The organism is Qipengyuania nanhaisediminis (genome assembly GCF_900115585.1).
GTDB classification, from domain to species: Bacteria; Pseudomonadota; Alphaproteobacteria; order Sphingomonadales; family Sphingomonadaceae; genus Qipengyuania; species Qipengyuania nanhaisediminis.
The window spans coordinates 307,959-331,271 of the sequence record NZ_FOWZ01000001.1; the positions used below are offsets into that span (position 1 = coordinate 307,959).

Below are 23,313 nucleotides of genomic sequence, written 5' to 3' on the forward strand. Positions count from 1 at the left end.
TATTGGCCCGCAAACTCTCCATATTCCCCTTGCCCGGCGCGATCCTGTTTCCCGGGCTTCAATTGCCGCTCCACATTTTCGAGCCGCGCTATCGCGAGCTGGTCGGCAGCGCGCTTGCGAAGGATCGCCTCATCGCGATGATCCAGCCGCAAAAGTCGGGTGAGAACTCCCCGCTTTACGAGGTTGGCTGCGTCGGCCGTATCGGCGATGTCGAAGCGTTGGAGGATGGCCGCTACAATATCGTGCTCGAAGGCGAGGCGCGCTTCAGGGTCCTGCGCGAACTCGACGTGACGACCGCATTCCGGCAGGTCGAGGCGGAATTCATCGAAGACCCGCAGAACGAAGTGCTCTCCAGCGTTGAGCGTGCTGCCTTCGAATTCGAGGCAAAGCGCTTCGCACTTATGCAGGGTTATACGGTCGATTGGGATTCGGTCGAACGGCTCGATGACGAGACGTTGATCAACGGAGTGGCGCAGATCATCCCGTTCGATTCGGCCGCAAAGCAAGCCTTGCTGGAAGCGCCGACCCTGGCCGATCGGTGCGAGCTCATGATCCAGCTGATGCAGTTCTTCGCCCTGCGCGATGACGACGACGAAATCGTCACCCTGCAGTAGGCGTTAAAGGCCGAAGCTGCCTTTCAGCCCGTCGATCACATATTGCGCCGCGAGCGCGGCCAGCAGCACGCCGAGCAGGCGCGTGATCACCGCCTCTACCCGGTCGCCGAAGAATTTCATCAGCGGGCCTGCCGCCACCAGCGCCAGCATGGTGATGAACAGCACGGCGCCAAGGGCGCCGAGCACCACGAAGGTCTGCTCCAGCCCCGAAGCTTCATTCATAAGCAGCATGATCGCCGCAATCGCGCCGGGTCCCGCCAGCATCGGCATGGCCATGGGGAATACCGAAACGTCTTCGACCTCGGGCGTCGCCGCGACTTTCTGCGCACGGTCTTCGCGCCGCTGTGTGCGCTTCTCGAACACCATTTCGAACGCGATCCAGAACAGCATGAAGCCGCCTGCAATTCGGAAACTGTCGAGTTCGATATGCAAGGCGCTCAGCAGGTCCTCGCCGAACAGGGCGAAGATCAAGAGGATGATGGCCGCGATGAAACAGGCACGGATAGCCATGTTCCGGCGCTGGGCCGGGGTCGCCCCCTTGGTGAGGCCTGCATAAATCGGCGCGCAACCCGGCGGGTCGATAACGACGAACAGCGTGATGAAGGCCGAGATGAACAGCTGGGTCATTGTGCGGCGTCCGGTGCCAGAGCGATATTCACGACCTGCTCCCATCCATCTTCACCGGCCAACCAGACGACATAGTGGCGCTCGCCCTGGCCGACGATCTGGAAACCCCACGCCAGGGTCCCGTCACGCGAGACGCGCAGGGGAATGGCGCTGTCCGGCTCGCCGGTGTCGACCTTGGTATCGCACGCGGCGACCGCGCTCGATATCATGTCGGGCGCAACGGGCGCTTCGTCCTGCGGGAAGCCGAAGTCGAACACATAGCGATAATCGCCATTGCGCTGCCTCTGCCAGACCGTGTTGAATGTCCCGACCGAGCCGTTCGGATCGGTGAAACCACCCTGCGTCACGGCGAGCGAGCCATCGCAGCTCGACCAGACCCGATGCGGCTCCCAGCTGACCGCTTCGGGCGGGTTGTCCTGCGATTTAAGCCAAGGCTTCGCTTCTATCGCGCCGTTACGGCCGAAGATCAGCGCACCGTCCGCTGCATATTCATCGAAGGCAGTCCACTGACCGTCCTCACGCGCGGCGCGGGCGAAAGCGAGTTCGGTCGCGATTACCTTGCTCACCTCTGCTGTCGGGGTCAGCAACCGCGTATAGCGATCGCGCTGGTTCGGCAGCGGAGCGCAGGCCGCGCCGCTCGCCAGCGCACAGGCAGCCAAGGCGAGGCGCACACTCACAGGCTTTGCGGCACTTCCAGCCCGGCATTGCGGTGGGCGGCGACAAGGGTGTTGCGCAGGAGGACCGCAATCGTCATCGGACCCACACCGCCCGGAACGGGCGTAATCGCTGCGGCGATCCCTTCGGCGCCTGCATAGTCGACATCGCCGACCAGCCGGCCCTTCTCCTCGCCTTCGGCAGGGGGCAGGCGGTTGATGCCGACGTCGATCACCGTCGCGCCTTCCTTGAGCCATTCCGCCTTGACCATTTCCGCACGGCCTACGGCGGCCACCACGATGTCGGCGCGTTTGACAACCGACGGCAGGTCCTTGGTCCGGCTATGGGCGATCGTGACGGTGGCATTGGCGTCGAGAAGCAGCTGCGCCATCGGCTTGCCGACGATGTTCGAACGGCCGATCACGACCGCTTCGAGGCCGGACAGGTCGCCCAGCCGGTCGGTCAACAGCATCATGCAGCCGAGCGGTGTGCAGGGAACGAAGCCGTTCTGCCCCACGGCAAGGCGTCCGGCATTGGTCACGTGGAAACCGTCCACGTCCTTGTCCGGGCTGATCGATGCGATCACCGACTGCTCGTCAAGATGGTCGGGCAGCGGCAGCTGGACCAGGATGCCGTCGACCGCGTCGTCCGCATTCAGCTGTTCGACCAGCGCCAGCAGGTCCGCCTCACTGGTGTCGACCGGCAGACGGTGCTCGAAACTTTCCATGCCCGCAGCGACGGTCGCCTTGTGCTTCGAGCGCACATAGACCTGGCTGGCAGGATCCTCTCCCACCAGGACGACTGCGAGACCGGCTTTGCGGCCCGCCTTCTGTTCGAACTGCCCGGCAAGCGCGCCGACACGCTCCCTCAGGAGGGCGGCGAAGGCTTTTCCGTCGATACGTTCAGCGGTCATAGCGAGTAGATGATGTTCCCGAGGACGATAAGGATGATGTTCATCAGGATGATCAGCACCAGCGGCGAAAAGTCGATCATCCCGGTTTGCGGCAGCAGGTTGCGGATCGGGCGGAGCACCGGATCGAGCAGGCGGTTGATGCCTTCGTAGAAGCTCATCAGGAATTCGTTCCTGCCCACCACGTTGAAGGCGAACAGCAGCCCGATGATGAACTGGATGATGATCAGCATCACGAACACGCTCGTGAGCATTTCGAGTATCTGGTAGAGTGTGATGAGCACTAGGGTCTATCCCGCTGGTGTGTGTGCAATCCCGATGGCAACGCGTCTTACACGCGCAAGACGCCCCGCGCCAAGCCCTATCGGGCGCTTATCAAGGTGCCTGCGCCCCTTGCGGTGAAGAATTCGAGCAGCATTGCGTGCGGCACGCGCCCGTCGAGGACGACCGCCGCTTCGCATCCCGCCTCAACCGCGCTTACGCAGGTTTCCAGCTTGGGGATCATGCCGCCGCTGATCGTCCCGTCTTCGCGCAGCGCGGCGATGTCCGCAGGGGTCAGGTCAGTGAGCAAGGCACCGCTCTTGTCGAGCACGCCCGGAACGTCGGTCAGCAGCAGCAGCCGCGCAGCGCCAAGAGCCGAAGCGAGCGCGCCCGCCATGGTGTCGGCATTGATGTTGTAGGTGTGTCCGTCTTCGCCCGTACCGATGGGGGCAATGATCGGGATCATGCCTGCCGCGGTGGCGGTTTCGATGATCGTCGTGTCGACCGCACTCGGCTCGCCCACGAAACCGAGGTCTAGGGCGCGTTCGATGTTGCTTTCGGGGTCCTTGGTCGTGCGTTCGACCTTGCGCGCGGTGACAAGCCCGCCGTCCTTGCCGGAAAGGCCGACTGCCTTGCCGCCTGCCCGCGCGATCGAGGACACCAGCGCCTTGTTGATCGCGCCCGACAGGACCATCTCGGCGACTTCTGCCGTCGCTTTATCGGTTACGCGAAGGCCGTCGACGAAGGTGCTTTCCACGCCCAGCTTCTTGAGCATCGCGCCGATCTGCGGGCCACCGCCATGCACGACCACGGGATTGATGCCGACGGCCTTGAGCAGGACGATATCCTCGGCGAATTCGCGCGCCGCCTCTTCGTCGCCCATGGCGTTGCCGCCGTATTTCACGACGAAGCTGCGACCGGCATAGCGCTGGAAATAGGGCAGCGCCTCGATCAGCGTCTGCGCCTTGGTGCTTGCCTCGTGCATCGCCCGTCCGGTGTCGTCGCTCAAACTCGTGCTCCATCCATACGCAAAGCCCGCGCATCCCCGTGACTGGGGAGCGCAGGCGTTAGCGTGCCCTGCGTGCGGGCGAAAGGGGGCGCGTTATTCCTGCGCGGGCATCTGCTCGATTTCGACATCGGGATCGAGGTCTTCGCCATTGACCGGCGCTTCACCGAATTCGCCTTCGGGCGAGACCGGAACCGAGGTCGTCGTCGGCAGCGGATCGGGCACTTCACCGGTGGTCTCGCCGACCGGGACCGGCTCTTCGCCGCCATCGGTGTTGAAGATGTAGAACAGGAACACCAGCGTCATCAGGACGATCAGCGCCACCCACAGCCAGCGGGTACCGGGTTTGCTATCGGGAACGGGGTCGGTCATCGGGAACTCCTTCTTGCTTTCCTGTCCAATGCCTTGCCCCTGCCACCCGTTCCGAAACCGCGGCGCTTGAGCACGGGCGCGCGTGGTGGCACAGCCTGCACATGACCTACGCCAAGCCCCTCGCCCTCGCCCCGCTTATCGCCCTTTCTGCCTGTGCCAGCACGCCGGACGTGCCCCGCCTCGCCCCGTCGCAGGAGCGGTTCTGGGACGCGCTCTCTAGCCATTGCGGCAACGCCTACGAAGGCGGGCTTGCCAGCAGCGACGAGCGCGACGCCGACTGGGCTGGCAAGCGAATGGTGGCGCACTGGGCCGATTGCTCCGACACGCGTGTCGCCATCGCCTTCCATGTCCAGGATGCCGGAGCTCCGGGCGGCTGGAACCGCTCGCGCACTTGGATCGTCAGCCGCACCGCGGACGGCCTGCGCCTGAAGCACGACCACCGCCACGAGGACGGCAGCGAGGATGCGGTCACCCAATACGGCGGCGACACGCTGTCGGGCGGGACGCCGCGCATCCAGGATTTCCCGGTCGATGCCTTCTCCATCGCCCTGTTCGAGCGCGAAGGCCTGGACGCATCGCTCACCAATGTGTGGCGCGTGGAGGTCGACCCCGCCGAGGCAAGCGGCGCGCGCTTTGCCTACCAGTTGACCCGCCGCAACGATCCCACCCGCCTGTTCCGGGTGGAGTTCGACGCCAGCGATCCCGTCGCCCCGCCCCCGCCCGCCTGGGGCTGGTAAGCCCGGGCCGCAAAGTTGGAGCGGCCCTCGCGCAGCTCCAACAGAGTGGAACGGGTGGAACACGGTCCTGGCGACAAAACCTGCGCTCATGCAAAACGGCCCGCATCCGGGAGGGACACGGGCCGTGAAATGGCGTTCTGGCATGGCTCTAGGAGAGCAGCAAGCCTCGCAGTAGGAAAGCGGCACTGATCACCGCGTCGTGAACCACAGCATCAGCATGGCGAACGCGATCACCTGAATGCAGGCGATTGCGTGCAGCCGGTTGGAAAACGGCTCCTTGCGCGTCTTGTGGCGCAGCAGCGAGCGCGCGGCATAGGCGCCCAGCGTGCCGCCCGCGAAGGCCCAGCCCAGAAGGCTCACCTCGCTCAGCCGCCAACTGCCGCTTTCGGCCAGCACCTTGTCCGCCATGAAGGCAAAGAACGCGACCATATTGATCGCGATCAGGTAATAGACGAACCATTCCAGCAGGGTGAATTCGACAGGCATGACACGCTCCGCTCTCGGGCTTGCAAACTCGGGACCAGCGACGCCGTGTTGTGTGCTTGTGCGAAAAGAAATACCCCGCCTTCGCAAGTGCGGTATTGTCGATTTACGACATTTGCTTGTTGCGCCTCAGGCGCCGGCGGCTGCGTCCGCAGCCTTGGCTTTCCTCGCTCATGCGACCTGAAGGTCGCGTCGCTGCGGGCGCGCGGTCGCGCTTGCGGGCCGTTGGCCCGTTTGGTGCGAGTTGCCGGAAGACGTGGCGCTAGGCGGCTTTGGCCTTGGTGACGATCGCGGTGATTTCGTCGAGGAGGCCGAGGCGTTTCCTCTTAAGCTGCTCGGTGCGCTCGTCGCTGGCGGCCTCGGTTTCCGCCTCGATGCGGTGCACTTCGCGGTTCACCTCGTGATATTCGTCCGCCAGCCGCGCGTAATGCGCATCCTCCTGCTTCAACCGCGTGATGAGGTCCCGGTCGCGGGCGAAGATCTTGGTCAGTTCATTGGGCGTGTGCTGCGACATGATGGCTTCCTTCGTGGTATCCGTTGACCCAGTCTTAGGCCGCCGCGCCCGCCCCTTCTTTGCGGCAGATCAAAATCACGAGCGCACAGTTCAATAATAGTCTTCGCACGCGGTGCCGTCGCCATCACCGTCCATGCCGATGCGATAGCCGGGTTCACCCCTGTGAAGCGGAGCTTTGCCCGCTGCGCGGACCTGGTTGCAGCCCGCATAATAGACCGATGCTTCCACGGCCAAGCGTTCTGCCCTTGCCTCTTCGGTTTCGAAGAGGGTGGGGACCATGAAATAGGCGAATGTCGCGATGCCCATCGGTGCGATGGTCGCGACCCGAAGGCCTTCGTTGAAGCTCTGCTTGCGGGTCTTGTGCCGGAATGCCCAGCGTCCGGCCCATGCTCCGGGCCAGCCACCCACGGTTGCCATGAGCAGCAATGTCCCCTCACTGATACGCCACTGGCCGTTTTCGGCCCGTGCCTTGTCGATGCCGAAGGCGGCGAAGGTCGCGAAGTTGATCGCGATCAGGTAATAGGTGAGTAATTCCAACAGCATGGAGCGATCCTACGGCGGACAAGGTTAAGGAAACGCACTCGCACCGCCGGGTTTCTTGAAGGTGAGCGCCGGGCTATCGTGAGGGCGTGGGCAAGATCCTTCCCTTCAGGCGCAGGCCGGTCAGGCGCGTGCCCCGCTTTCACCGCAAGCCGGTGAGGCGCGCGCCGCGCAAAGGCGGCTGGCAAGGAGCGGTGACCGTCGTTCTCACGCTGGCTCTGGTGGGTGCCTGGGTCCTGGTCGGGGACCGCATCGGGCCGCGTCCCGAAGTGACCGAGGTGGCCTCGAGCTTCGGCCTGTGCGGTGAAGGCTGGGGGGCCTGCGTGGTCGACGGGGACACGGTGCGGATCGGCGAGCGGCGCATCCGCCTCACCGGCTTCGACGCGCCGGAGATGGACGGGTCGTGCGAGGCCGAGCGGGTCAAGGCGCGCGAGGCCCGCACGGCCCTCCACCAATGGCTATCGCAAGGCCGCTTCAGCTGGACCGGCGGCCAGGACCCACCCCGCGACCGCTACGGCCGAGAACTGCGCGCCGCCTACCGGGGCGACGAGCGACTAGCGGACCACATGATCGACGCCGGCCTCGCCGAGGGGGATGGCTGGATGGGGAGCGTCAATTGGTGCCGGTGACGCGCAATGACGCTTCCTAGGAAAAACGCGCGTCTATCTCCTCTTTGAGCGATGCGAAATTCGCATGGCCGGTCACAGGCGCAACCCAATCAGCCCACATGTCATCGATTTCTTGCGCGATCGAGGCCGGGAGAACCTTTGCATCGCTCCCGCTGGCCTGCACCTTGGTGGAATCGCTGTTTGCGGGAATGCCGAGATGCCTGTCCATCACGGCACACACCAGCGCGTCGTCGAACCGGTCCTTGTGGCGGTGCATGAATTCGCGGTCGGTGGCATCGACTACCATTTCGACCAGGTCGTTGCTTGCATCGATGCCAAGGAACGAGGCCATTTCGCGGATCATCCGCCGCTTGTTTTCGACGACCCATCGATAGGTGACGAGCAGCGTGTCCGGCTCGTCCCGCCGCGCATACCAGCTCAGCAAATGGGTGAAATAATCGCAGCCGCCCGGGCCGCCGCCCAGCCATAACGGCATGAATTCTTCGAGCGAGAGTGCGCCCTTTTCCAGATGCCACCCGTCGAAGAAGCGGTACATCGAAACATAGGTCTCGTGCGGATCGCGCAGCGTCACGACATAGCGCGACCCTGCCGGAAGCCGTTCGTACTCGCGATGGGATTTGAAGCCGCGCGGCGCCGCCTTTTGCGGCGCATGCATGTCGAAATCGATCATGGTCGCGGTGTCTTCCCATGGCACTACGCCGCTGATGTCGGTGAAGTCCATGTCGATGGCACCGGTAAGGTGCGCCATGCGAAGCTGGTGGAACATCTGCTGGGAGAGCGTAGTCCCGCTCTTGGCCCAGCTGGTGATGTAGACATCGTCCGGTTGCGGCACGATGGAATGGCGCGCCTCGGGCTGCGTGAGCCCCGCCAAGGCCCCCATGTTCGCCCCGAATTCCTCGATACTGCGCGCGCGCCGCCCTACTCCGACAGGCATAATCAGCCCTCCCCGGTTCCGGCGACCCGAGACCGAGGAATATGTCACGAAGTGCGGGGACTGTGAAGTCCGGCCGGCGATGCCCGATCTGGGGTAAATGCCGGCCGGAAGGATTTGCCTTATTCAGCCGCTTCGGTTGTAGCCTCATCGCCGAACAGGCCCGGGCCGTCGTCGGTGGCTTCTTCCTCGTTCGCGGCCTTGGCGCTCTGGCGCTTGTCGAAGCTCGACCAGACGGTATTCCAGTCGCCGCGCGTCGCGCCCTTGGAGTATTCGGTGGCGCGCTGTTCGAAGAAGTTGGCGTGCTCCACGCCGTTGATCAGCGGGGCGAGCCAGGGCAGCGGGTGGTCGTCGACCATGTAGATCGGCTGCATGCCCAGCTGGCCCAGGCGCCAGTCGGCGATGTAGCGGATGTACTTCTTGATGTCCTTGGGCGTCATGCCCGACACCGGACCCATTTCGAAGGCGAGGTCGATGAAGTTGTCTTCGAGCCGCACAGTCTTCTGGCAGATGTCGACGATGTCTTCCTTGACCGCCTTGGTCAGGCAGTCCCGCTCGCGCACGAATTCGTGGAACATGCGGATGATGCCTTCGCAGTGCAGGCTCTCGTCGCGGATCGACCAGCTGACGATCTGGCCCATGCCCTTCATCTTGTTGAAGCGCGGGAAGTTCATCAGCATCGCGAAGCTGGCGAACAGCTGCATGCCTTCGGTGAAGGCGCCGAACATGGCCAGCGTGCGGGCGATGTCTTCATCGTTGTCGACGCCGAACTGCTGCATGTAATTGTGCTTGTCGGCCATTTCCTCATATTCGAGGAAGGCGGAATATTCGCTTTCCGGCATGCCGATCGTATCGAGCAAGTGGCTGTATGCCGCGATGTGCACCGTTTCCATGTTGGAGAAGGCGGTCAGCATCATCTTGATCTCGGTCGGCTTGAACACACGGCCGTATTTGTCGTGGTAGCAATCCTGCACCTCAACGTCGGCCTGCGTGAAGAAACGGAAGATCTGCGTGAGCAGGTTGCGCTCGTGCTCGGACAGCTTCTGCGCCCAGTCGCGGCAGTCCTCGCCCAGCGGAACTTCTTCCGGCATCCAGTGGATCTGCTGCTGGCGTTTCCAGAAGTCGTAGGCCCACGGATATTCGAAGGGTTTGTAGGTCTTGCGGGCTTCGAGCAACGACATCTTGTGTTTCTCCGGTTGGCAGCTGAACGTCCTATATAAGGAATCATGGCTGCGATTCGATAGCAAGGGGAAAGAATTACGCGGGGATAAGACGGCAAAATCTGTGCACGGTTTGCGACAAACTGCCGGAACGCGCCGGGGCGTTGCGGGTTGATCTAACTGAAGACAGACAAAGACAGATTTTCGGAGAGACTCCATGGGCCAGTATGAACCCAACGACAGCCGCGACGTCACGCTCAATCAGGGGCACGAACCCTTCGGCCTCGAACGCACAGGACCCCGCGAAGGCGAAACCCGCCAGCAGGAACAGTCCGACGATACTCAGGCGCAGCGCGGCTATGGCAATGCGCGCAATGAAGACGGCACGATGGAGCAGGATGTCGCCACCGCCGACCTCGGCAATCAGCCGCTCGCGCAGGGCAGCGCCGATGCGCAGCCGGGCGAGATTTCCGGCCAGCCGGACGAGCGCGCCAAAGCCGATGCCAACCGCCCGCTCGGCGAGAGCTGAGCTTTACCAGTTCGGGGACTAGCGGACCTTAGTCCGGTTTTTCCCCTTTTGCGGGCTTCGGCTCCGCATCCCCGACGCCCCGCCTCGCAAGAGGTTGGGGCGTCAATCTTTTCAGCCCTATCGCTGCGCTGCTTGAGGGCGGGTTTTTGCGCCCTATCGCTGCGCTGCTTGAGGGCGGGTTTTTTCCGCCCTATCGCGGCGCTGATTGAGGGTGGATTTGTACGCCCTACCGCTGGGCCGCTTGAGGGCTGGCTCGCCTCCACACGCATCGAATCCCTGACCCGTGCATCAGCCTCGACGAAGCGTGGAGCGCATCTCGTTGCCGCCCGTTAACAGGGTATAACCAACTCAAAACGCTCGGTTATCCGGGCAGAAAGTACACTATGTTCGAGAAGATCCGCATCAAGGAACACATGGAAGTCGCCAACTATGAAGGCCGGCACGTCGGTACGGTCGACGCGGTCCAGGACGACGCCATCAAGCTGACGAAGTCGGACAGTGCAGACGACATGCACCACTTCCTTTCGCTGGATGACGTCGAGAAGATCGACGACAACCGCATTTACCTCAAGGAAAGCGCACGCATTCCCGAAGGTCTGGGCAACAAGGCAGTCATGCAGGACGCCTAAATCGACCTAGCCCGGACACATCGTCCGGTAGACCAATGACATTCGAAAGGCCTCGGCCGCTTTATGCAGTCGGGGCCTTTCGCATGCTTGATCACGCGCTGGCGAAGCGCCCGACCAACTCATCGATGGCAGCGAATGCTTCGTTGCGCGTGAATTTCAGGGCCGCATCTTTCGGCAGATCCGGTATCCGGCCGCCGCCCGCCTTCTTGCTGGCGATCCAGTTGCGCAACTGGTCGGCGATCTTGCCCGCATCCTGCGTGGCCAACCCGAAGCCGCCTTCCCCCACGATCTTCGCCGCCTCGCCGCTTTCGAGACCGGTGGCCAAAATCGGGCGGCGCGCGCCGATATATTCGAACAGCTTGCCCGGTATGACATCGTCCTCCGCGGGATGCGGCCAGCGGCACATGAGCAATACGTCCGCCGCCCGCTCGACCGCGAGGATTTCGCTCCGCGGCAGGAAATCTAGCACCTCGACGCTATCGGCGACGCCGTGTTCGCGGATGCGCTGGTCGAGGAAGCCGTATTCATCGTGATAGAATATCGCGCGCACCTTGTGGCGATCTTCGCCCAGCATGGCGATCGCTTCGAACAGTGCCTTTGGATCGCGCCGCTCGGCATAGATCAAGCCCGCATGGACGATCGTGAGACGGTCCGGATCGAGAGGAGTGGGCGCCGCTTCCAATCCGGCGAAATCGCTTTCGACCCAGCCGTTTCGCGCCAGCACCACCTCCTTGCCGGTCTGCTGTGCCAGCGTATCGCGCGCGCCGGTGGTGACGGCGACGAAAGCATCCGCATTGCGCTGCACCCTGCGTCCCTGCCATTCGTAATAGCGGGTGAGGAAGGGGTGCCGTTCGATATAGGGATTATCGACCCACAGGTCGCGCTGCTCGCAAATCCAGGGCAGGTCCGTCGCCGCAGCGATCTGCCTAGCCGCGATATGGGCCGAGTGCGGCGGTCCGGAAGAATAGATGAGGTCGAAGGCGTCACCGCCGCCCAGTTCGATCGCCTCTTGCACCGCCCGCGGCACCCAGTGCGCGCGAAACCGGTCGGGCATCTGCCGGGCGAGCCAGAGCCAGCGCTTCAACTTGCCGGGCTTGCTGCCGGTGGTGGATTTGCCTTCGACGTGACTTTGCGAACCCTGCGGCTCCGGCTTGTCGATCGGCAACATGACCGATGCAAGATTGGAGTGCTCGAGCTCCGAATGGATCCCGCTCGCCGTGCCGATGCGTGCTCCGATGGCGGTGACCTTGTGCCCTTGCCGTGCCCAGTGCAGCGCGAGCGCCCCCGTCCGCGCCGCGCCCGCTTGGGCAAAGGGCGGAAAATTAGGCGTAATGAAGAGGATACGCTGCGGACCCATCGCGCCATAGGTGCCCCGCATGGGCGAAAAGGGCAAGGCCCTCAAAAAGAGCGCGCCGGGCCATCATCGGATGCCCCGGCGCGCGTCTTGTTACCCGTCCAAGGGTTCGCTTACTGGCAGGCGAGGCATTCCTCGTAGTCGGTCTGCTCTGCGCCGGCAGCCAGTTCGTACTTCGCTGCATCGGCGGTGTTGTCCGCTTCGACGCCGCCTGCGAAACCGGCGCGCTGCACGCTCTTGGAGCGGAGGTAGTAGAGCGACTTGATGCCCTTTTCCCACGCTTGGAAGTGCAGCATCATGAGGTCCCACTTGTCGACGTCCGCCGGGATGAACAGGTTCAGCGACTGGGCCTGGTCGATATAGGGCGCGCGGTCGGCGGCGAATTCGAGCAGCCAGCGCTGGTCGATCTCGAAGCTCGTCTTGTACGCGGCCTTTTCTTCCGGCGTCAGGAAGTCGAGGTGCTGGACGCTGCCGCCATGCTCGAGGATCGAGTTCCAGACCGCAGTGCTGTCCTTGCTCTTCTTCTTGAGCAGCTTTTCCAGATAGGGGTTCTTGACCACGAAGGACCCGGACAGCGTCTTGTGCGTGTAGATGTTCGCCGGGATGGGCTCGATGCAGGCACTGGTACCGCCGCAGATGATGCTGATCGACGCGGTCGGTGCGATCGCCATCTTGCAGCTGAACCGCTCCATCGCGCCCATTTCTTCCGCATCGGGGCATGCGCCGCGTTCCTGGGCGAGCAGCATGGATGCTTCGGACGCCTTGCCCTGGATGTGCTTGAACATCTTCAGGTTCCAGACCTTGGCCATCGGGCTTTCGAAGCCGATGCCCTTCTGCTGGAGGAAGGAGTGGAAGCCCATCACGCCGAGGCCGACCGAGCGTTCGCGCATGGCCGAATACTTGGCGCGGGCCATCTCTTCCGGCGCACGGTCGATGTAGTTCTGCAGGACGTTGTCGAGGAAGCGCATGACATCCTCGATGAACTGCTTGTCTTCGTTCCACTCGTCCCACTTCTCGATGTTGAGCGAGGACAGGCAGCAGACGGCCGTGCGATCGTTGCCGAGATGGTCGATGCCGGTCGGCAGGGTGATTTCGGCGCACAGGTTCGAGGTCGAGACCTTGAGGCCGAGTTCGCGGTGATGCTTGGGCATCATGCGGTTCACCGTGTCCGAGAAGACGATGTAGGGCTCGCCCGTGGCGAGGCGGGTTTCAACGAGCTTCTGGAACAGGCCGCGCGCATCCACGGTCTTGCGGACCGAACCGTCTTTCGGGCTGAGGAGGTCGAATTCCTCGCCATTGCGGACCGCCTCCATGAAGGCGTCGGTGACGAGCACGCCGTGGTGCAGGTTCAGAGCCTTGCGGTTGAAGTCGCCCGAAGGCTTACGGATTTCGAGGAATTCCTCGATCTCCGGGTGCGTGATGTCGATGTAGCAAGCGGCCGAACCGCGACGCAGTGAACCTTGCGAGATCGCCAGCGTCAGGCTGTCCATCACGCGCACGAAGGGGATGATGCCGCTGGTCTTGCCGTTGAGGCCCACCGGCTCGCCAATACCGCGCACATTGCCCCAATAGGTGCCGATGCCGCCGCCCTTGGAGGCGAGCCACACGTTCTCGTTCCAGGTGTTCACGATGCCGTCGAGGCTGTCGGAAACCGAGTTGAGGTAGCACGAAATGGGCAGGCCGCGCTGCGTGCCGCCGTTCGACAGGACGGGCGTTGCGGGCATGAACCACAGGCGCGAGATATAGTCGTACAGGCGCTGCGCGTGGTCGGCATCGTCGGCAAAGGCATCGGCGACGCGCGCGAACAGGTCTTGGTAGCTTTCGCCGGGGAGGAGGTAACGGTCTTCGAGCGTTTCCTTGCCGAACACGGTCAGCAGATCGTCGCGTGAGCTGTCGGTCTTCACGTTGAACCGGCGGTCGAGGACCTTCTTGGAATCCTCTTTCACCGCGGCAGCCTTGGCGACTTCGGCCATGGCACCGGCCATCGCTTCACCGGCGGCTTCGGCGACCAGTTCTTCGCTGCCCTTGTCCTGCTTGTCCATTTTCACTGCCTTTTCCGCCGCGTCCTTTTTCGGGGCCGGCTTCTTGGCGGGTGCGGTACCTTCGTCGCTGTCCTGAGTGTCCAGATCCAGTCCCATCGCCGCTTCGTCCCCGCTCTTGAAATCCATGTCGTGCCCCACTCTCGTTTGTTGCGCAGCGGGACGTTGCCCGCCTGCCTTCCGGCTCTTGTTCGAGTCGCCAAGCGGTGTGTCCTGCCTAGCAATTTCGCCGGTCTTCGGGTTGAAAACTTATCCCCTTTTTCCCCACAGGGCCGACCGGAAAACGGCACTCAACCCATATGGGGACGAATGCCGAAATCTCTAGGTCTTGTGGGTACCCCCCGGTGACCGACCACTAGATAGTGAATCAGAGCGGACTCGCGTGCAAGAGGGTAAAGGCCAAATTAATGCGCAAAGCGGCGGCATCGGCCCGGTGTATCACCTTGATGCGACGCAGCGACGCGTGGACCAAGCTGGACTTTGGCGCTGCGCAAGCCCCAAAATGAAATTGCGAAAAAATTTTTGCGGGCAAATTTCCCATCGCGGGATTGCGCACGGTCCGAATCCGGACGCGCAATTTTAGAATCGAGATGCGAAAAAGGGCCCCGCTCCATGCGAGGCCCTTTCCATGTGGCAGACCCGACGCGAGGCGGCACCCCGCAGACAGATACCGCCTCGACGCCGAGCCGGCTCCTGCCCTGGGGGAGGGTCAGGAACTGGGTGACGGCGCCATGTTGAGAGCCAGCACCGCGCGTTCCTCGGGATCGTTCGATGCAAGGCGCCGTGCCTCCGATTCCGCGAGCTCGCGCTCGAGGGATTCGCGCGTACGGCGGCCGGCGGCGACAATCACATTTGCCTGGATTATCGGGTCGCGGCCTGCGCTCGCGGGAAGGGGCAGCAGCGAATCGATACGCCCCACAGCGTCCTGGACCCGCCGGTCGAGCCGCTTGCTTCCCGACGATTCATACGTCTCCATTGCCACCGGCCGTCCGTCGGGGCCGGCCTGGAAGCGCACCTTCACGATGCCACTGGGCGTCCAGCGGTGGTCGATCCGCATCCGGCGAAGCTGGGAATCCAGGTCCTTGGAGACGTCTTCCACGAAGGCCTGGTCGCTGCGCGCGGAAACGACGATTTCCTGCGAGGACAGAGGGACGGCAAGCATTGTTGCCGCTGCCGCGGTGGCGAATAAAGCTACTGTAAATTTAGTCATGGTGATCATCCTTTCATAAGACGGGATGATCGGCCGCAGAGAGTATCACACGATGTGCGACTGTGTGTTGTTGCGATGACGGTCTATGGTCGATCCGATCCGAGAAGGTCTGCGGAACTCCCCGGATCGGCGACACGATACTCCCGTCCCGGTCCGTTTCCAAATTTCACGACACGTTTTTGACCCCGCACCCTGCAAATTGTTCGATCGGGTCTGCGCCCCGCATTGCCGTGTCGAAGCGGTGTGCGAAAACTTCGCTCGAGAGCAACGATCGCATTGCGCCACGATTGCGACTCGGTTGCCGGATCCGCGTGCTGGACAGATCTCTTGCGTGCGCTATCAAAACGGCATGGGAGCAAACGCGGCAGCAGCCACACTATCCGAGCCTTTCGGCAATTTCACGCAGGTCCTGGCGCATTGGGCAGCGCATCAACCCGAGGCCACTGCGCTTCGCGATGACACGGGTTCGTTGACGTGGGCCTCAATGGCGGACCGCATCGAGCGCATTGCGGCACGGCTGGTGGATGACGGGTTGGAGCGAGGCCAGTCGGTCGCCATCCTCGGCATCTCCTCGATACCCTACGCGCTGGTCTTCCTGGCCGCCATAAGGGCAGGCGGGGTCGCCGCTCCGCTCACCACGAGCGCCAGTGCAGAGCAGCTCGAGGCCATGGTCAGGGACAGCGGCGCGCGACACCTTTTCGTCACCAGGGCCAAGCTGGACGAGGTCGGCGAAGCGCGTTTTGTGGGGCTTGACGTCGTGGTCCTCGATGAAGCGCTCGACGACTGGATGGCGCCCGCCGGGAGCAAGGCCCCCATATCGGACCCGGCGCCCGCAGATCCGTTCAATATCATCTACTCTTCGGGCACAACGGGCACTCCGAAAGGTATCGTCCATTCGCACCAGATGCGCTGGCGACAGTTCGCGGCGACTGCATCCAGTTGGCTCGAAGCCGGCATACCCGTGCGCACGCTCGCATCCACCCCGCTCTATTCGAACACGACCATGGTGGCCTTCCTTCCGGCCTTGCTTGCTGGTGGCACGGTCAGGATCATGGGCAAGTTCGATACGATCGGCTGGCTTACCCATGCCGCAGAAGACAAGACGGCGATCACGATGCTGGTGCCGGTCCAGTACCAGCGGCTCATGGACGAGCCGCGCTTCGACGAGTTCGACCTTTCCTCGCTGCTACTGAAATATTGCACTTCGGCACCCTTCCCCGCGGACCTGAAGCGCGAGGTGCTGGCGCGGATGCCCGGTGCCCTGATCGAGATTTACTCGATGACCGAAGGCGGCGTGGTCTGCCTGCTCGAAGCGCACAAGTTTCCGGACAAGCTGCACACGGTTGGTCGACCTGCGCCGGGCAGCGAACTCAGGGTACTCGACGATGAGGATCGCGAAGTTCCGGCCGGAACGCCAGGGAACCTCGTCGGGCGCAGCCAAACCATGATGAGCGGGTACAAGAATCGCCCCGACCGGACGCAGGAGGGCTACTGGACCGATCCCGATACAGGGGAGACCTGGCAGCGCATGGGCGACATCGGCCGTGTCGATGCGGAAGGCTTTGTCGAACTTGTCGGCCGCGCCAAGGACATGATTATCTCGGGCGGGTTCAACATCTATCCGGTCGACCTCGAGAACGAGCTGATGAAGGAAGCCGATGTCATCGAGGCGGCGGTCATCGGAATGCCGTCGCGCAAATGGGGCGAGACCCCGGTGGGTTTCGTGCAATTGGCCAAGGATGCGCGCGCGACGGATGCAATCAGGGACGCGGTCAATGGCCGCCTGGGCAAGACCCAGCGCCTGGCGCAGCTACACGCGATCGACGAGATGCCGCGCAGCCATATCGGCAAGCTATTGAAGACCGATTTGCGTGAACTTGCCGCGCAGCACGGCACTCCAGAATAACACAACAAAGGCCGGCAGGCGCGTTCGAGACGCGGCGCCGACCAGTTATGACAAGGATGTGCGGTCGCCGCGTTCGAGACGCGGCGCCGACACTTGGGGGGAGGGGGAGAGGAGGTGTGGGCGGCCGCGTCTCTACTCGCTGCCATATCGCCTCGCGCCGGAAGGGCTGAGCGTCAGGAGAACGCATGGGCCACAAGGGCCAGCGGTTCCGCGCGAGGAAGGCGACGACAGGACCCTTAGGGGAGAGCCTGACGCCATCTCTGTGCCGGTCGGAAGGACTTGGGAGACTGTTCCGTTCCCGGCTGTGAGGCCTGTAATAATATTGCGGCATCGCGAACGAAAGTGAGAAAAGGTCAGGACCTGTTGCGTTTTGCGCAACATAATCGGGCCATTTGGGCCGGATCAGATTGCAAAGCACGCAATTTTACTCCAACCTCTTGAAAAAATTGGGGGTTGCCGAGTCGTATCCGGGGTCGCGTCCGGAGGGCAAACTTGGCCGAACGTCGTTACAAGGCATTCATCAGCTATTCGCACCGCGACAAGCAGGTTGCGAATTGGCTCCACCATGCCCTGGAGACCTATCGCCTACCGAATCAGGAACTTGGATCGAAGGGTCGCGAGGGCCTCCAGCCGATCTTCAAGGATCGCGACGAACTTCCGGCTGCGGACAACCTCGGCGAAGCGATCAAGCAGGCGATCCGCGCCAGCGATGCCCTGATCGTCCTGTGCTCGCCGAGCGCCGCGCAGTCCCCGTGGATCGCGCGCGAGATCGATCTCTACAAACGGCTGAACGGAGACCGCGGGATCTTCCCCGTCATCGTCGAGGGCGAGCCACCGGACAATTTCCCTGCCCCCTTGCTGGTCCACTACGAAAACGGCGAACCTACCGACGCCGCATCCGAACCCATTGCAGCCGATATCCGGCCGGAAGGCGATGGCAGGAAGCTGGCCAAGCTCAAACTGATTGCCGGCCTGGCCCACATCGATCTCGACAGCCTGGTCCAGCGCGATGCAGCGCGACGGCAGAAGAGGCTCGCCATGGTCGCCGCCGCTTCGCTGGTGGGCATGGTCGGCACGTCCGGCCTTGCCCTTTACGCGATCGACCAGCGCAACGAGGCCCGCGATCAGCGCGCCGAGGCAGACGGCCTTATCGAATACATGCTCACCGACTTGCGCAAGCAACTGGAGCCGGTCGGGCGGCTGGAAGTGCTCGACGGCGTCGGCAAGCGCGCGATGGACTACTATGCACGCCAGAAGCTGGAGGACCTTTCCGACAGCGAACTCGGCCGCCGCGCCCGCGCCACCATGCTTGTGGCGGAGGTCCAGAATGTGCGCGGGGACAATGCCGGGGCGCTGCCCGCCTTCCAGCAGGCGGCGCGGACGACGGAGGCCCTGCTGGCCCGCGACCCCGACGATCCGGAACGCCTGTATAATCACGGACAGAGCCTGTTCTGGGTCGGCTACATCGCCTGGCAGCACGGCCGCATGAAAGAAGCGCGCGAGGCGCTGGAAGGCTATTCCGACATTTCCCACGAACTGGCCGCCCGCGATCGCGACAATCTCGAATGGCAGATGGAAGAGGCCTATTCGCTCAGCAATCTGGGCACCATGGATTTCGAGGAGGGCAAGCTTGCAAGCGCTCTGGGCTATTTCCAGCGCAGCCTCGACCTTGTCGATACCGTATCCGAAAAGGAAGGACGCCCGGTCGCACGCCAGGTCGAATTGGGGGAATCGCATTCATGGGTCTCGACGACGCTCAGGGACCTGGGGCGGATCGAGAATGCCATCGATGTCAGGCGACGGGAGCTGGCGATCTATTCCCCCATGCGCCGGGCCGACCCCGGCAATGTCGATATCATCTACGCCGAGGCCTATGCCGCCGCCGCGATGGGAAGCATGCTGTTCGACCGGGGCGATTTTGCCGGCGCGCGGGAGATGCTGGACAGGTCCATCGCGCTTGCGGAAGGACAGATAGCCGCCGATCCGCAAAACACCTTCGCCAAGGAACTGGCCAGGGGCAGCCTGCGTGACCGTGCGTTGATGGCGTGGCTGGAAGAGGACAGAAACGAAGCAACGCGCCTGTTCGGACGGCTCGAAGCGCACACAGCCTCGTTGAAGCGCGCAGACCCGGACAATTACGAATGGGGCGTCGAAGACCCGGTGCGACTTGCGCTCTACAGGGCGTTCAGCGACCGCATGGCGGACCCTGCCGATGCCTTGCGAGAGAGGGCACGCTCCTGGCGCAAGGCACTCAAGCGGGAGGATCCCGACAGCCCGGCTCTTATTGTCGGCAGTCATGTGGTCGAAGGCCTCGCGCTCGACCGGATGAACCGGACGAATGAAGCGCGCGACGCCTATCGCAAGGCGCTTTCCATCGGGGCGGTCACGCGCGAGGTCGTCAACACGCGCAAGATCGCGTTTCAGGCTGTGGCGGCAGAACGGCTGGGCGAGCGGCAACGCGCCCGGACGCTGCGCAACAGGCTGGCCGAACTGGGCGTCGACCCGCCCATCGACAATGCCTTGAACCGTTAGGGGAGGGACCCGGCCCAAAGTTCTTCCAGCCCTTCGGATCGCGCCAAAGGCACCGGACAGTCCGGGCCTCCTGAAGGAGAAGCACGATGACGACTACCGCAGTAGGAGCAGTCACGATCACGATCGATGACAAGAAGAACAAGAGCTACAGCGCCGACGAAGTTACCCCGGACGCGAACAACCAGATCGTGATGACCCTGGTGTCCAGCGGCAGCAAGAGCTGGACGTACAAGGACAAGCCGATCACCATCAAGAACGATGAGAACTTCACCTGGACCCCGCAAGACGGCGGGGGCACGGTCCTGACCGTCACCGATTCCGGTGAAGACAAGAAGAAGCATCCGAAGCACGACTACACGGTTCACGTGAAGAGCAATGATGGGGACGAGCTCGATATCGACCCCAAGATTGTCGACCGGTAAACCGCTTTCGGGCAGGGGCAGGAGGCGCGCGCTGGACTTGCGCGCGTGTCCTGCCTAACCGCTTGGCGCATGGACGACGCACACCTTCCCGATTCCATCCTCATCGTCGATTTCGGCAGCCAGGTCACTCAGCTCATTGCACGCCGCGTGCGCGAAGCGGGTGTCTATTCCGAGATCGCGCCTTTCACGCAGGCCGAAGAGGCGTTCCATCGCCTCAAGCCCAAGGGCATCATCCTGTCGGGCTCGCCCGCAGGCGTGCCGGAAGAAGGCAGTCCGCGCGCGCCCGAGATGCTGTTCGAGGCGGGCATCCCGATCCTCGGCATCTGCTACGGCCAGCAAGTCATGAGCCACCAGCTCGGCGGCGAAGTCCGCCCGGGCCACGAAACCGGTGAAGGTGGCGAATTTGGCCGCGCCTTCCTGACCGTCACCAAGGAGTGCGCCCTGTTCGACGGCCTCTGGAAAGAGGGTGAGCGCCACCAGGTCTGGATGAGCCACGGCGACAAGGTGACCAAGTTCGCCCCCGGCTTCGAAATCGTCGCCATCTCCGACGGCGCGCCTTTCGCGGTCATCGCCGATGAAAAACGCAAGTTCTACGGCACCCAGTTCCACCCCGAGGTCGTCCACACGCCCGACGGAGGCAAGCTGATCGCCAATTTCGTACGCCATGTCTGCGGGCTTGCCGGCGACTGGACCATGGCCGCCTATCGCGAAACCAAGGTTCGCGAGATCCGCGAGCAGGTGGGCGACGGCAAGGTTATCTGCGGCCTGTCGGGCGGCGTCGACAGTTCGGTCGCGGCGATCCTCATCCACGAGGCGATCGGCGACCAGCTGACCTGCGTCTTCGTCGACCATGGCCTGCTTCGCCTCAACGAGCGCGAGCAGGTCGAGACCATGTTCCGCGACCATTACAATATCCCGCTGGTCGTCGTGGACGCCGAAGAGATGTTCATGGAAGGCCTCGCCGGCGTCACCGACCCGGAAGCCAAGCGCAAGTTCATCGGCAAGACCTTCATCGACGTCTTCGAAGCCGAAGCGAAGAATGTCGGCGGCGCGGACTTCCTCGCCCAGGGCACGCTCTATCCCGACGTTATCGAAAGCGTCAGCTTCACCGGCGGGCCTTCGGTAACGATCAAGAGCCACCACAATGTTGGCGGCCTGCCCGAACGCATGAACATGCAACTTGTCGAGCCGCTGCGCGAACTCTTCAAGGACGAGGTGCGCGAACTGGGCCGCGAGCTAGGCCTGCCCGACATGTTCGTCGGCCGCCATCCCTTCCCCGGACCGGGGCTTGCAATCCGCATCCCGGGCGAAGTGACCAAGGAACGCTGCGACATCCTGCGCAAGGCCGACGCGATCTATCTCGACGAGATCCGCAAGGCGGGCCTCTATGACGCGATCTGGCAGGCCTTTGCCGTGCTGCTGCCGGTCAAGACCGTGGGCGTGATGGGCGATTATCGAACCTACGACAGCGTCTGCGGCCTGCGCGCAGTAACATCGACCGACGGCATGACCGCCGATGTCTATCCCTTCGACGCGGCCTTCCTGACCGGCTGCGCCACGCGCATCGTCAACGAAGTCCAAGGCATCAATCGCGTTGTCTATGATTACACCAGCAAGCCGCCCGGCACGATCGAGTGGGAATAAGATCGGCGAAGAGGTTCTGATGCTAGCGGCAATCGCCTAGGCTGCATCCAAATTGTCGTGAGTGGTCACCGATGATCGTCGAAAAGCTGAAATGGAAGTATCGCAAGGACGGGCTGCTGCCCACCATCCGTGCACTCGTCAAATATCCGTTCTGGATTGCGTATCGCACCATCGCCGAAGCGCCCATGCGCCGCAAATACGCCCGAATGCTGCAGCGCGGGACCGCCCAGGAACGCTTTTCGCAAATCTACGAAGAAAACCTCTGGACCAGCGGTGAATCCGGCAGCGGGGGAGGATCGGAGCTGTCGCGTACCGAGCAGGTCCGCGCGAGGCTGCCCAAGTTTGTCGAGAAGTATCAGATCGAACGGATCGTCGATGGGCCACGTGGCGATCTCAACTGGATGAAGCTGATCCTGCCGGAAATGGATGTCGATTACATCGGTCTCGACATCGTCCCCACGGTAATCGAACGCAACCGGCAGGCATTCCAATCCGATCGCATCCGGTTCGAAGTCGCAGACCTCAGTAAGGATCCGATCCCTTCGTGCGATCTGGTGGTGGCCCGCGATTTCCTCTTTCACCTGTCCTTTGCGGATATCGACGCATACCTGCGCAACCTGGCGAAAACGGACTATCGCTACGTGCTCACGACGACGCACATAGTGGAACCGGGCTTTGAAAATTCGGATATCGTGACCGGTGATTTCCGGCGCATCGATCTCACCAGGGCTCCATTCGGCATAGACGGTGACGCTCCGGTCGAATCCTTCCAAGATCACCCCGAAGGGCATAGCGTACCTCGCAAGATGATCCTTGTGCGCAAGGAAGACATGCCGACCGCCCTGACTTTCTAGCGCGTTGCGATGGGGACGAGCGACGCTTACAGGTCGCAGGGATGCAGCTCCCACTCGGCCCCGACCCGCGCACCGAAACGCTGCTTCGCCTGCAGTCGCTGCTGATCCAGCGTTTCGGGCGCATCGAGAGGGCGGCGGCTGAATGGCGCGAGCCGGAGTGGGTGCTGGTCCAAGGTGTTATCGGCGCGCGGACCAAGTCCGAGATCTCTAATGCTGCGACCGATCGCCTGCTCAAACGCTATGGATCGTGGGAGCAAGTGGCCGAGGCGCCGCTGGAAGAATTGCAGGCGGAACTGGCGACGCAGACCTATCCCAATATCGCCGCCGAGCGCCTGAAGGGCAGCCTTACTGCGCTGGTCGAGCGGCGCGGCGCAGTCGACTTGGCCCACCTCGCGGAAATGGAAACGCTGCCCGCCATGCGCTGGCTGGAGCAGCTACCCGGCATCGGACGCAAGATCGCGGCAGGCGTGATGAATGCAAGTACGCTGGACCGGCGTGCCATCGTCCTCGACGGCCATCACACCCGTATCCTCCAGCGCATGGGACTGGTTCCGCCCAAAGCCACCACCGATCGCGCCTTCGAAGCGATCATGCCCGTCATGCCGGATAAGTGGGACGGCGCGACTTTCGATGAACATCACTTGCTCATGAAGAAGCTCGGCCAGACATGGTGCCGCCCCGCATCCCCCGACTGCGCCACCTGCCTGGCGCTATCGCTGTGCAAGACCGGAACCGAGCGGGTCGGCAAGCGCTGAT

General features: G+C 63.0%; 25 protein-coding genes. 11 read left to right on the forward strand and 14 right to left on the reverse strand.

The window, feature by feature from the left end:
• Window positions 1-2 precede the first annotated feature (2 nt).
• A complete protein-coding gene (locus tag BM173_RS01595) occupies window positions 3-614 on the forward strand; it encodes an LON peptidase substrate-binding domain-containing protein (protein ID WP_090476702.1) in 612 nt (203 codons plus the stop codon).
• Between the two features lie 3 nt (window positions 615-617).
• Here BM173_RS01595 and BM173_RS01600 read toward each other — a convergent pair whose 3' ends face one another.
• The 6 genes from BM173_RS01600 to BM173_RS01625 all read right to left on the reverse strand — a co-directional run bounded on the left by BM173_RS01600 (window position 618) and on the right by BM173_RS01625 (window position 4,444).
• Window positions 618-1,241, reverse strand: coding sequence for a MarC family protein (locus tag BM173_RS01600; protein ID WP_090476704.1), 624 nt, complete (start codon window positions 1,239-1,241; stop codon window positions 618-620).
• Window positions 1,238-1,918 carry a hypothetical protein gene (locus tag BM173_RS01605; protein WP_143089548.1) on the reverse strand — a complete coding sequence of 227 codons (681 nt, stop codon included), beginning with the start codon at window positions 1,916-1,918 and terminating at the stop codon, window positions 1,238-1,240. Before BM173_RS01605 ends, BM173_RS01600 begins: the two co-directional genes overlap by 4 nt.
• On the reverse strand, window positions 1,915-2,808 hold the full coding sequence (gene folD / locus BM173_RS01610; protein ID WP_090476708.1) for a bifunctional methylenetetrahydrofolate dehydrogenase/methenyltetrahydrofolate cyclohydrolase FolD: 894 nt from the start codon (window positions 2,806-2,808) through the stop codon (window positions 1,915-1,917). The genes BM173_RS01605 and folD overlap by 4 nt, the downstream gene beginning before the upstream one ends.
• Window positions 2,805-3,089 carry a YggT family protein gene (locus BM173_RS01615; protein WP_224803033.1) on the reverse strand — a complete coding sequence of 95 codons (285 nt, stop codon included), beginning with the start codon at window positions 3,087-3,089 and terminating at the stop codon, window positions 2,805-2,807. The genes folD and BM173_RS01615 overlap by 4 nt, the downstream gene beginning before the upstream one ends.
• A 77-nt stretch (window positions 3,090-3,166) precedes the next feature.
• On the reverse strand, window positions 3,167-4,051 hold the full coding sequence (argB, locus tag BM173_RS01620) for an acetylglutamate kinase (protein WP_090478317.1): 885 nt from the start codon (window positions 4,049-4,051) through the stop codon (window positions 3,167-3,169).
• Window positions 4,052-4,168: 117 nt separating this feature from the next.
• Window positions 4,169-4,444, reverse strand: coding sequence for a hypothetical protein (locus BM173_RS01625; RefSeq protein ID WP_090476710.1), 276 nt, complete (start codon window positions 4,442-4,444; stop codon window positions 4,169-4,171).
• Between the two features lie 101 nt (window positions 4,445-4,545).
• Here BM173_RS01625 and BM173_RS01630 point away from each other — a divergent pair, with 101 nt between their 5' ends.
• The gene (locus BM173_RS01630; RefSeq protein WP_090476712.1) at window positions 4,546-5,181 is read left to right on the forward strand and encodes a hypothetical protein; all 636 of its coding nucleotides are present in this window, start codon (window positions 4,546-4,548) and stop codon (window positions 5,179-5,181) included.
• 189 nt (window positions 5,182-5,370) lie between these two features.
• Here the strand turns inward: BM173_RS01630 and BM173_RS01635 are convergent, their stop codons facing one another.
• From BM173_RS01635 to BM173_RS14725, 3 genes are all read right to left on the reverse strand, one after another.
• Window positions 5,371-5,667 carry a DUF1294 domain-containing protein gene (locus BM173_RS01635; protein WP_090476714.1) on the reverse strand — a complete coding sequence of 99 codons (297 nt, stop codon included), beginning with the start codon at window positions 5,665-5,667 and terminating at the stop codon, window positions 5,371-5,373.
• A gap of 259 nt (window positions 5,668-5,926) precedes the next feature.
• Window positions 5,927-6,178: an HP1242/YdcH family protein gene (locus BM173_RS01640; RefSeq protein WP_090476716.1), complete on the reverse strand. Its 252-nt coding sequence runs from the start codon at window positions 6,176-6,178 to the stop codon at window positions 5,927-5,929.
• A 90-nt stretch (window positions 6,179-6,268) separates the two neighbouring features.
• A complete protein-coding gene (locus BM173_RS14725; RefSeq protein WP_245755722.1) occupies window positions 6,269-6,721 on the reverse strand; it encodes a DUF1294 domain-containing protein in 453 nt (150 codons plus the stop codon).
• Window positions 6,722-6,807: 86 nt separating this feature from the next.
• Here BM173_RS14725 and BM173_RS01650 point away from each other — a divergent pair, with 86 nt between their 5' ends.
• Window positions 6,808-7,347 carry a thermonuclease family protein gene (locus tag BM173_RS01650; RefSeq protein WP_090476718.1) on the forward strand — a complete coding sequence of 180 codons (540 nt, stop codon included), beginning with the start codon at window positions 6,808-6,810 and terminating at the stop codon, window positions 7,345-7,347.
• Window positions 7,348-7,363: 16 nt separating this feature from the next.
• Here the strand turns inward: BM173_RS01650 and BM173_RS01655 are convergent, their stop codons facing one another.
• Together BM173_RS01655 and BM173_RS01660 are read right to left on the reverse strand one after the other, a co-directional pair.
• Window positions 7,364-8,281 carry a sulfotransferase domain-containing protein gene (locus BM173_RS01655; RefSeq protein ID WP_090476719.1) on the reverse strand — a complete coding sequence of 306 codons (918 nt, stop codon included), beginning with the start codon at window positions 8,279-8,281 and terminating at the stop codon, window positions 7,364-7,366.
• A gap of 119 nt (window positions 8,282-8,400) precedes the next feature.
• The gene (locus BM173_RS01660) at window positions 8,401-9,459 is read right to left on the reverse strand and encodes a ribonucleotide-diphosphate reductase subunit beta (RefSeq protein ID WP_090476721.1); all 1,059 of its coding nucleotides are present in this window, start codon (window positions 9,457-9,459) and stop codon (window positions 8,401-8,403) included.
• A 196-nt stretch (window positions 9,460-9,655) separates the two neighbouring features.
• Between BM173_RS01660 and BM173_RS01665 the strand changes: the two genes are divergently transcribed.
• On the forward strand, window positions 9,656-9,967 hold the full coding sequence (locus tag BM173_RS01665) for a hypothetical protein (RefSeq protein WP_090476723.1): 312 nt from the start codon (window positions 9,656-9,658) through the stop codon (window positions 9,965-9,967).
• A 383-nt stretch (window positions 9,968-10,350) separates the two neighbouring features.
• A complete protein-coding gene (locus tag BM173_RS01670; protein WP_090476725.1) occupies window positions 10,351-10,596 on the forward strand; it encodes a DUF2171 domain-containing protein in 246 nt (81 codons plus the stop codon).
• A gap of 91 nt (window positions 10,597-10,687) precedes the next feature.
• Here BM173_RS01670 and BM173_RS01675 read toward each other — a convergent pair whose 3' ends face one another.
• The 3 genes from BM173_RS01675 to BM173_RS01685 form a co-directional block, all read right to left on the reverse strand.
• Window positions 10,688-11,974, reverse strand: a complete 1,287-nt coding sequence (locus BM173_RS01675) for a glycosyltransferase (protein ID WP_090476727.1) — start codon at window positions 11,972-11,974, stop codon at window positions 10,688-10,690.
• 89 nt (window positions 11,975-12,063) lie between these two features.
• The gene (locus BM173_RS01680; RefSeq protein ID WP_090476730.1) at window positions 12,064-14,118 is read right to left on the reverse strand and encodes a ribonucleoside-diphosphate reductase subunit alpha; all 2,055 of its coding nucleotides are present in this window, start codon (window positions 14,116-14,118) and stop codon (window positions 12,064-12,066) included.
• Between the two features lie 580 nt (window positions 14,119-14,698).
• The gene (locus BM173_RS01685; RefSeq protein WP_177201771.1) at window positions 14,699-15,199 is read right to left on the reverse strand and encodes an energy transducer TonB; all 501 of its coding nucleotides are present in this window, start codon (window positions 15,197-15,199) and stop codon (window positions 14,699-14,701) included.
• Window positions 15,200-15,548: 349 nt separating this feature from the next.
• Here BM173_RS01685 and BM173_RS01690 point away from each other — a divergent pair, with 349 nt between their 5' ends.
• From BM173_RS01690 to BM173_RS01715, 6 genes are all read left to right on the forward strand, one after another.
• Window positions 15,549-17,105, forward strand: a complete 1,557-nt coding sequence (locus BM173_RS01690; RefSeq protein ID WP_090476733.1) for a class I adenylate-forming enzyme family protein — start codon at window positions 15,549-15,551, stop codon at window positions 17,103-17,105.
• Window positions 17,106-17,597: 492 nt separating this feature from the next.
• Window positions 17,598-19,637, forward strand: coding sequence for a toll/interleukin-1 receptor domain-containing protein (locus tag BM173_RS01695; protein WP_177201772.1), 2,040 nt, complete (start codon window positions 17,598-17,600; stop codon window positions 19,635-19,637).
• An 86-nt stretch (window positions 19,638-19,723) separates the two neighbouring features.
• A complete protein-coding gene (locus tag BM173_RS01700; RefSeq protein WP_090476737.1) occupies window positions 19,724-20,059 on the forward strand; it encodes a hypothetical protein in 336 nt (111 codons plus the stop codon).
• A 69-nt stretch (window positions 20,060-20,128) separates the two neighbouring features.
• Window positions 20,129-21,703 carry a glutamine-hydrolyzing GMP synthase gene (guaA, locus tag BM173_RS01705; protein WP_090476739.1) on the forward strand — a complete coding sequence of 525 codons (1,575 nt, stop codon included), beginning with the start codon at window positions 20,129-20,131 and terminating at the stop codon, window positions 21,701-21,703.
• Window positions 21,704-21,774: 71 nt separating this feature from the next.
• Entirely contained in the window at window positions 21,775-22,557 is a 783-nt protein-coding gene (locus BM173_RS01710) for a class I SAM-dependent methyltransferase (protein WP_090476741.1), read from the forward strand.
• A gap of 41 nt (window positions 22,558-22,598) precedes the next feature.
• Window positions 22,599-23,312: an endonuclease III domain-containing protein gene (locus tag BM173_RS01715; protein WP_090476743.1), complete on the forward strand. Its 714-nt coding sequence runs from the start codon at window positions 22,599-22,601 to the stop codon at window positions 23,310-23,312.
• Window position 23,313: the final 1 nt, after the last annotated feature.

Coding starts and splice junctions, on each gene's coding strand:
- BM173_RS01665 (WP_090476723.1), top strand. CDS start 9,656: ATGGGCCAGTATGAACCCAACGACAGCCGCGACGTCACGCTCAATCAG.
- BM173_RS01710 (WP_090476741.1), top strand. CDS start 21,775: ATGATCGTCGAAAAGCTGAAATGGAAGTATCGCAAGGACGGGCTGCTG.
- BM173_RS01670 (WP_090476725.1), top strand. CDS start 10,351: ATGTTCGAGAAGATCCGCATCAAGGAACACATGGAAGTCGCCAACTAT.
- BM173_RS01675 (WP_090476727.1), bottom strand. CDS start 11,974: ATGCGGGGCACCTATGGCGCGATGGGTCCGCAGCGTATCCTCTTCATT.
- guaA (WP_090476739.1), top strand. CDS start 20,129: ATGGACGACGCACACCTTCCCGATTCCATCCTCATCGTCGATTTCGGC.
- BM173_RS14725 (WP_245755722.1), bottom strand. CDS start 6,721: ATGCTGTTGGAATTACTCACCTATTACCTGATCGCGATCAACTTCGCG.
- BM173_RS01625 (WP_090476710.1), bottom strand. CDS start 4,444: ATGACCGACCCCGTTCCCGATAGCAAACCCGGTACCCGCTGGCTGTGG.
- BM173_RS01640 (WP_090476716.1), bottom strand. CDS start 6,178: ATGTCGCAGCACACGCCCAATGAACTGACCAAGATCTTCGCCCGCGAC.
- BM173_RS01700 (WP_090476737.1), top strand. CDS start 19,724: ATGACGACTACCGCAGTAGGAGCAGTCACGATCACGATCGATGACAAG.
- BM173_RS01715 (WP_090476743.1), top strand. CDS start 22,599: ATGCAGCTCCCACTCGGCCCCGACCCGCGCACCGAAACGCTGCTTCGC.
- folD (WP_090476708.1), bottom strand. CDS start 2,808: ATGACCGCTGAACGTATCGACGGAAAAGCCTTCGCCGCCCTCCTGAGG.
- BM173_RS01635 (WP_090476714.1), bottom strand. CDS start 5,667: ATGCCTGTCGAATTCACCCTGCTGGAATGGTTCGTCTATTACCTGATC.
- BM173_RS01680 (WP_090476730.1), bottom strand. CDS start 14,118: ATGGATTTCAAGAGCGGGGACGAAGCGGCGATGGGACTGGATCTGGAC.
- argB (WP_090478317.1), bottom strand. CDS start 4,051: ATGCACGAGGCAAGCACCAAGGCGCAGACGCTGATCGAGGCGCTGCCC.
- BM173_RS01630 (WP_090476712.1), top strand. CDS start 4,546: ATGACCTACGCCAAGCCCCTCGCCCTCGCCCCGCTTATCGCCCTTTCT.
- BM173_RS01600 (WP_090476704.1), bottom strand. CDS start 1,241: ATGACCCAGCTGTTCATCTCGGCCTTCATCACGCTGTTCGTCGTTATC.
- BM173_RS01655 (WP_090476719.1), bottom strand. CDS start 8,281: ATGCCTGTCGGAGTAGGGCGGCGCGCGCGCAGTATCGAGGAATTCGGG.
- BM173_RS01690 (WP_090476733.1), top strand. CDS start 15,549: ATGGGAGCAAACGCGGCAGCAGCCACACTATCCGAGCCTTTCGGCAAT.
- BM173_RS01685 (WP_177201771.1), bottom strand. CDS start 15,199: ATGACTAAATTTACAGTAGCTTTATTCGCCACCGCGGCAGCGGCAACA.
- BM173_RS01660 (WP_090476721.1), bottom strand. CDS start 9,459: ATGTCGTTGCTCGAAGCCCGCAAGACCTACAAACCCTTCGAATATCCG.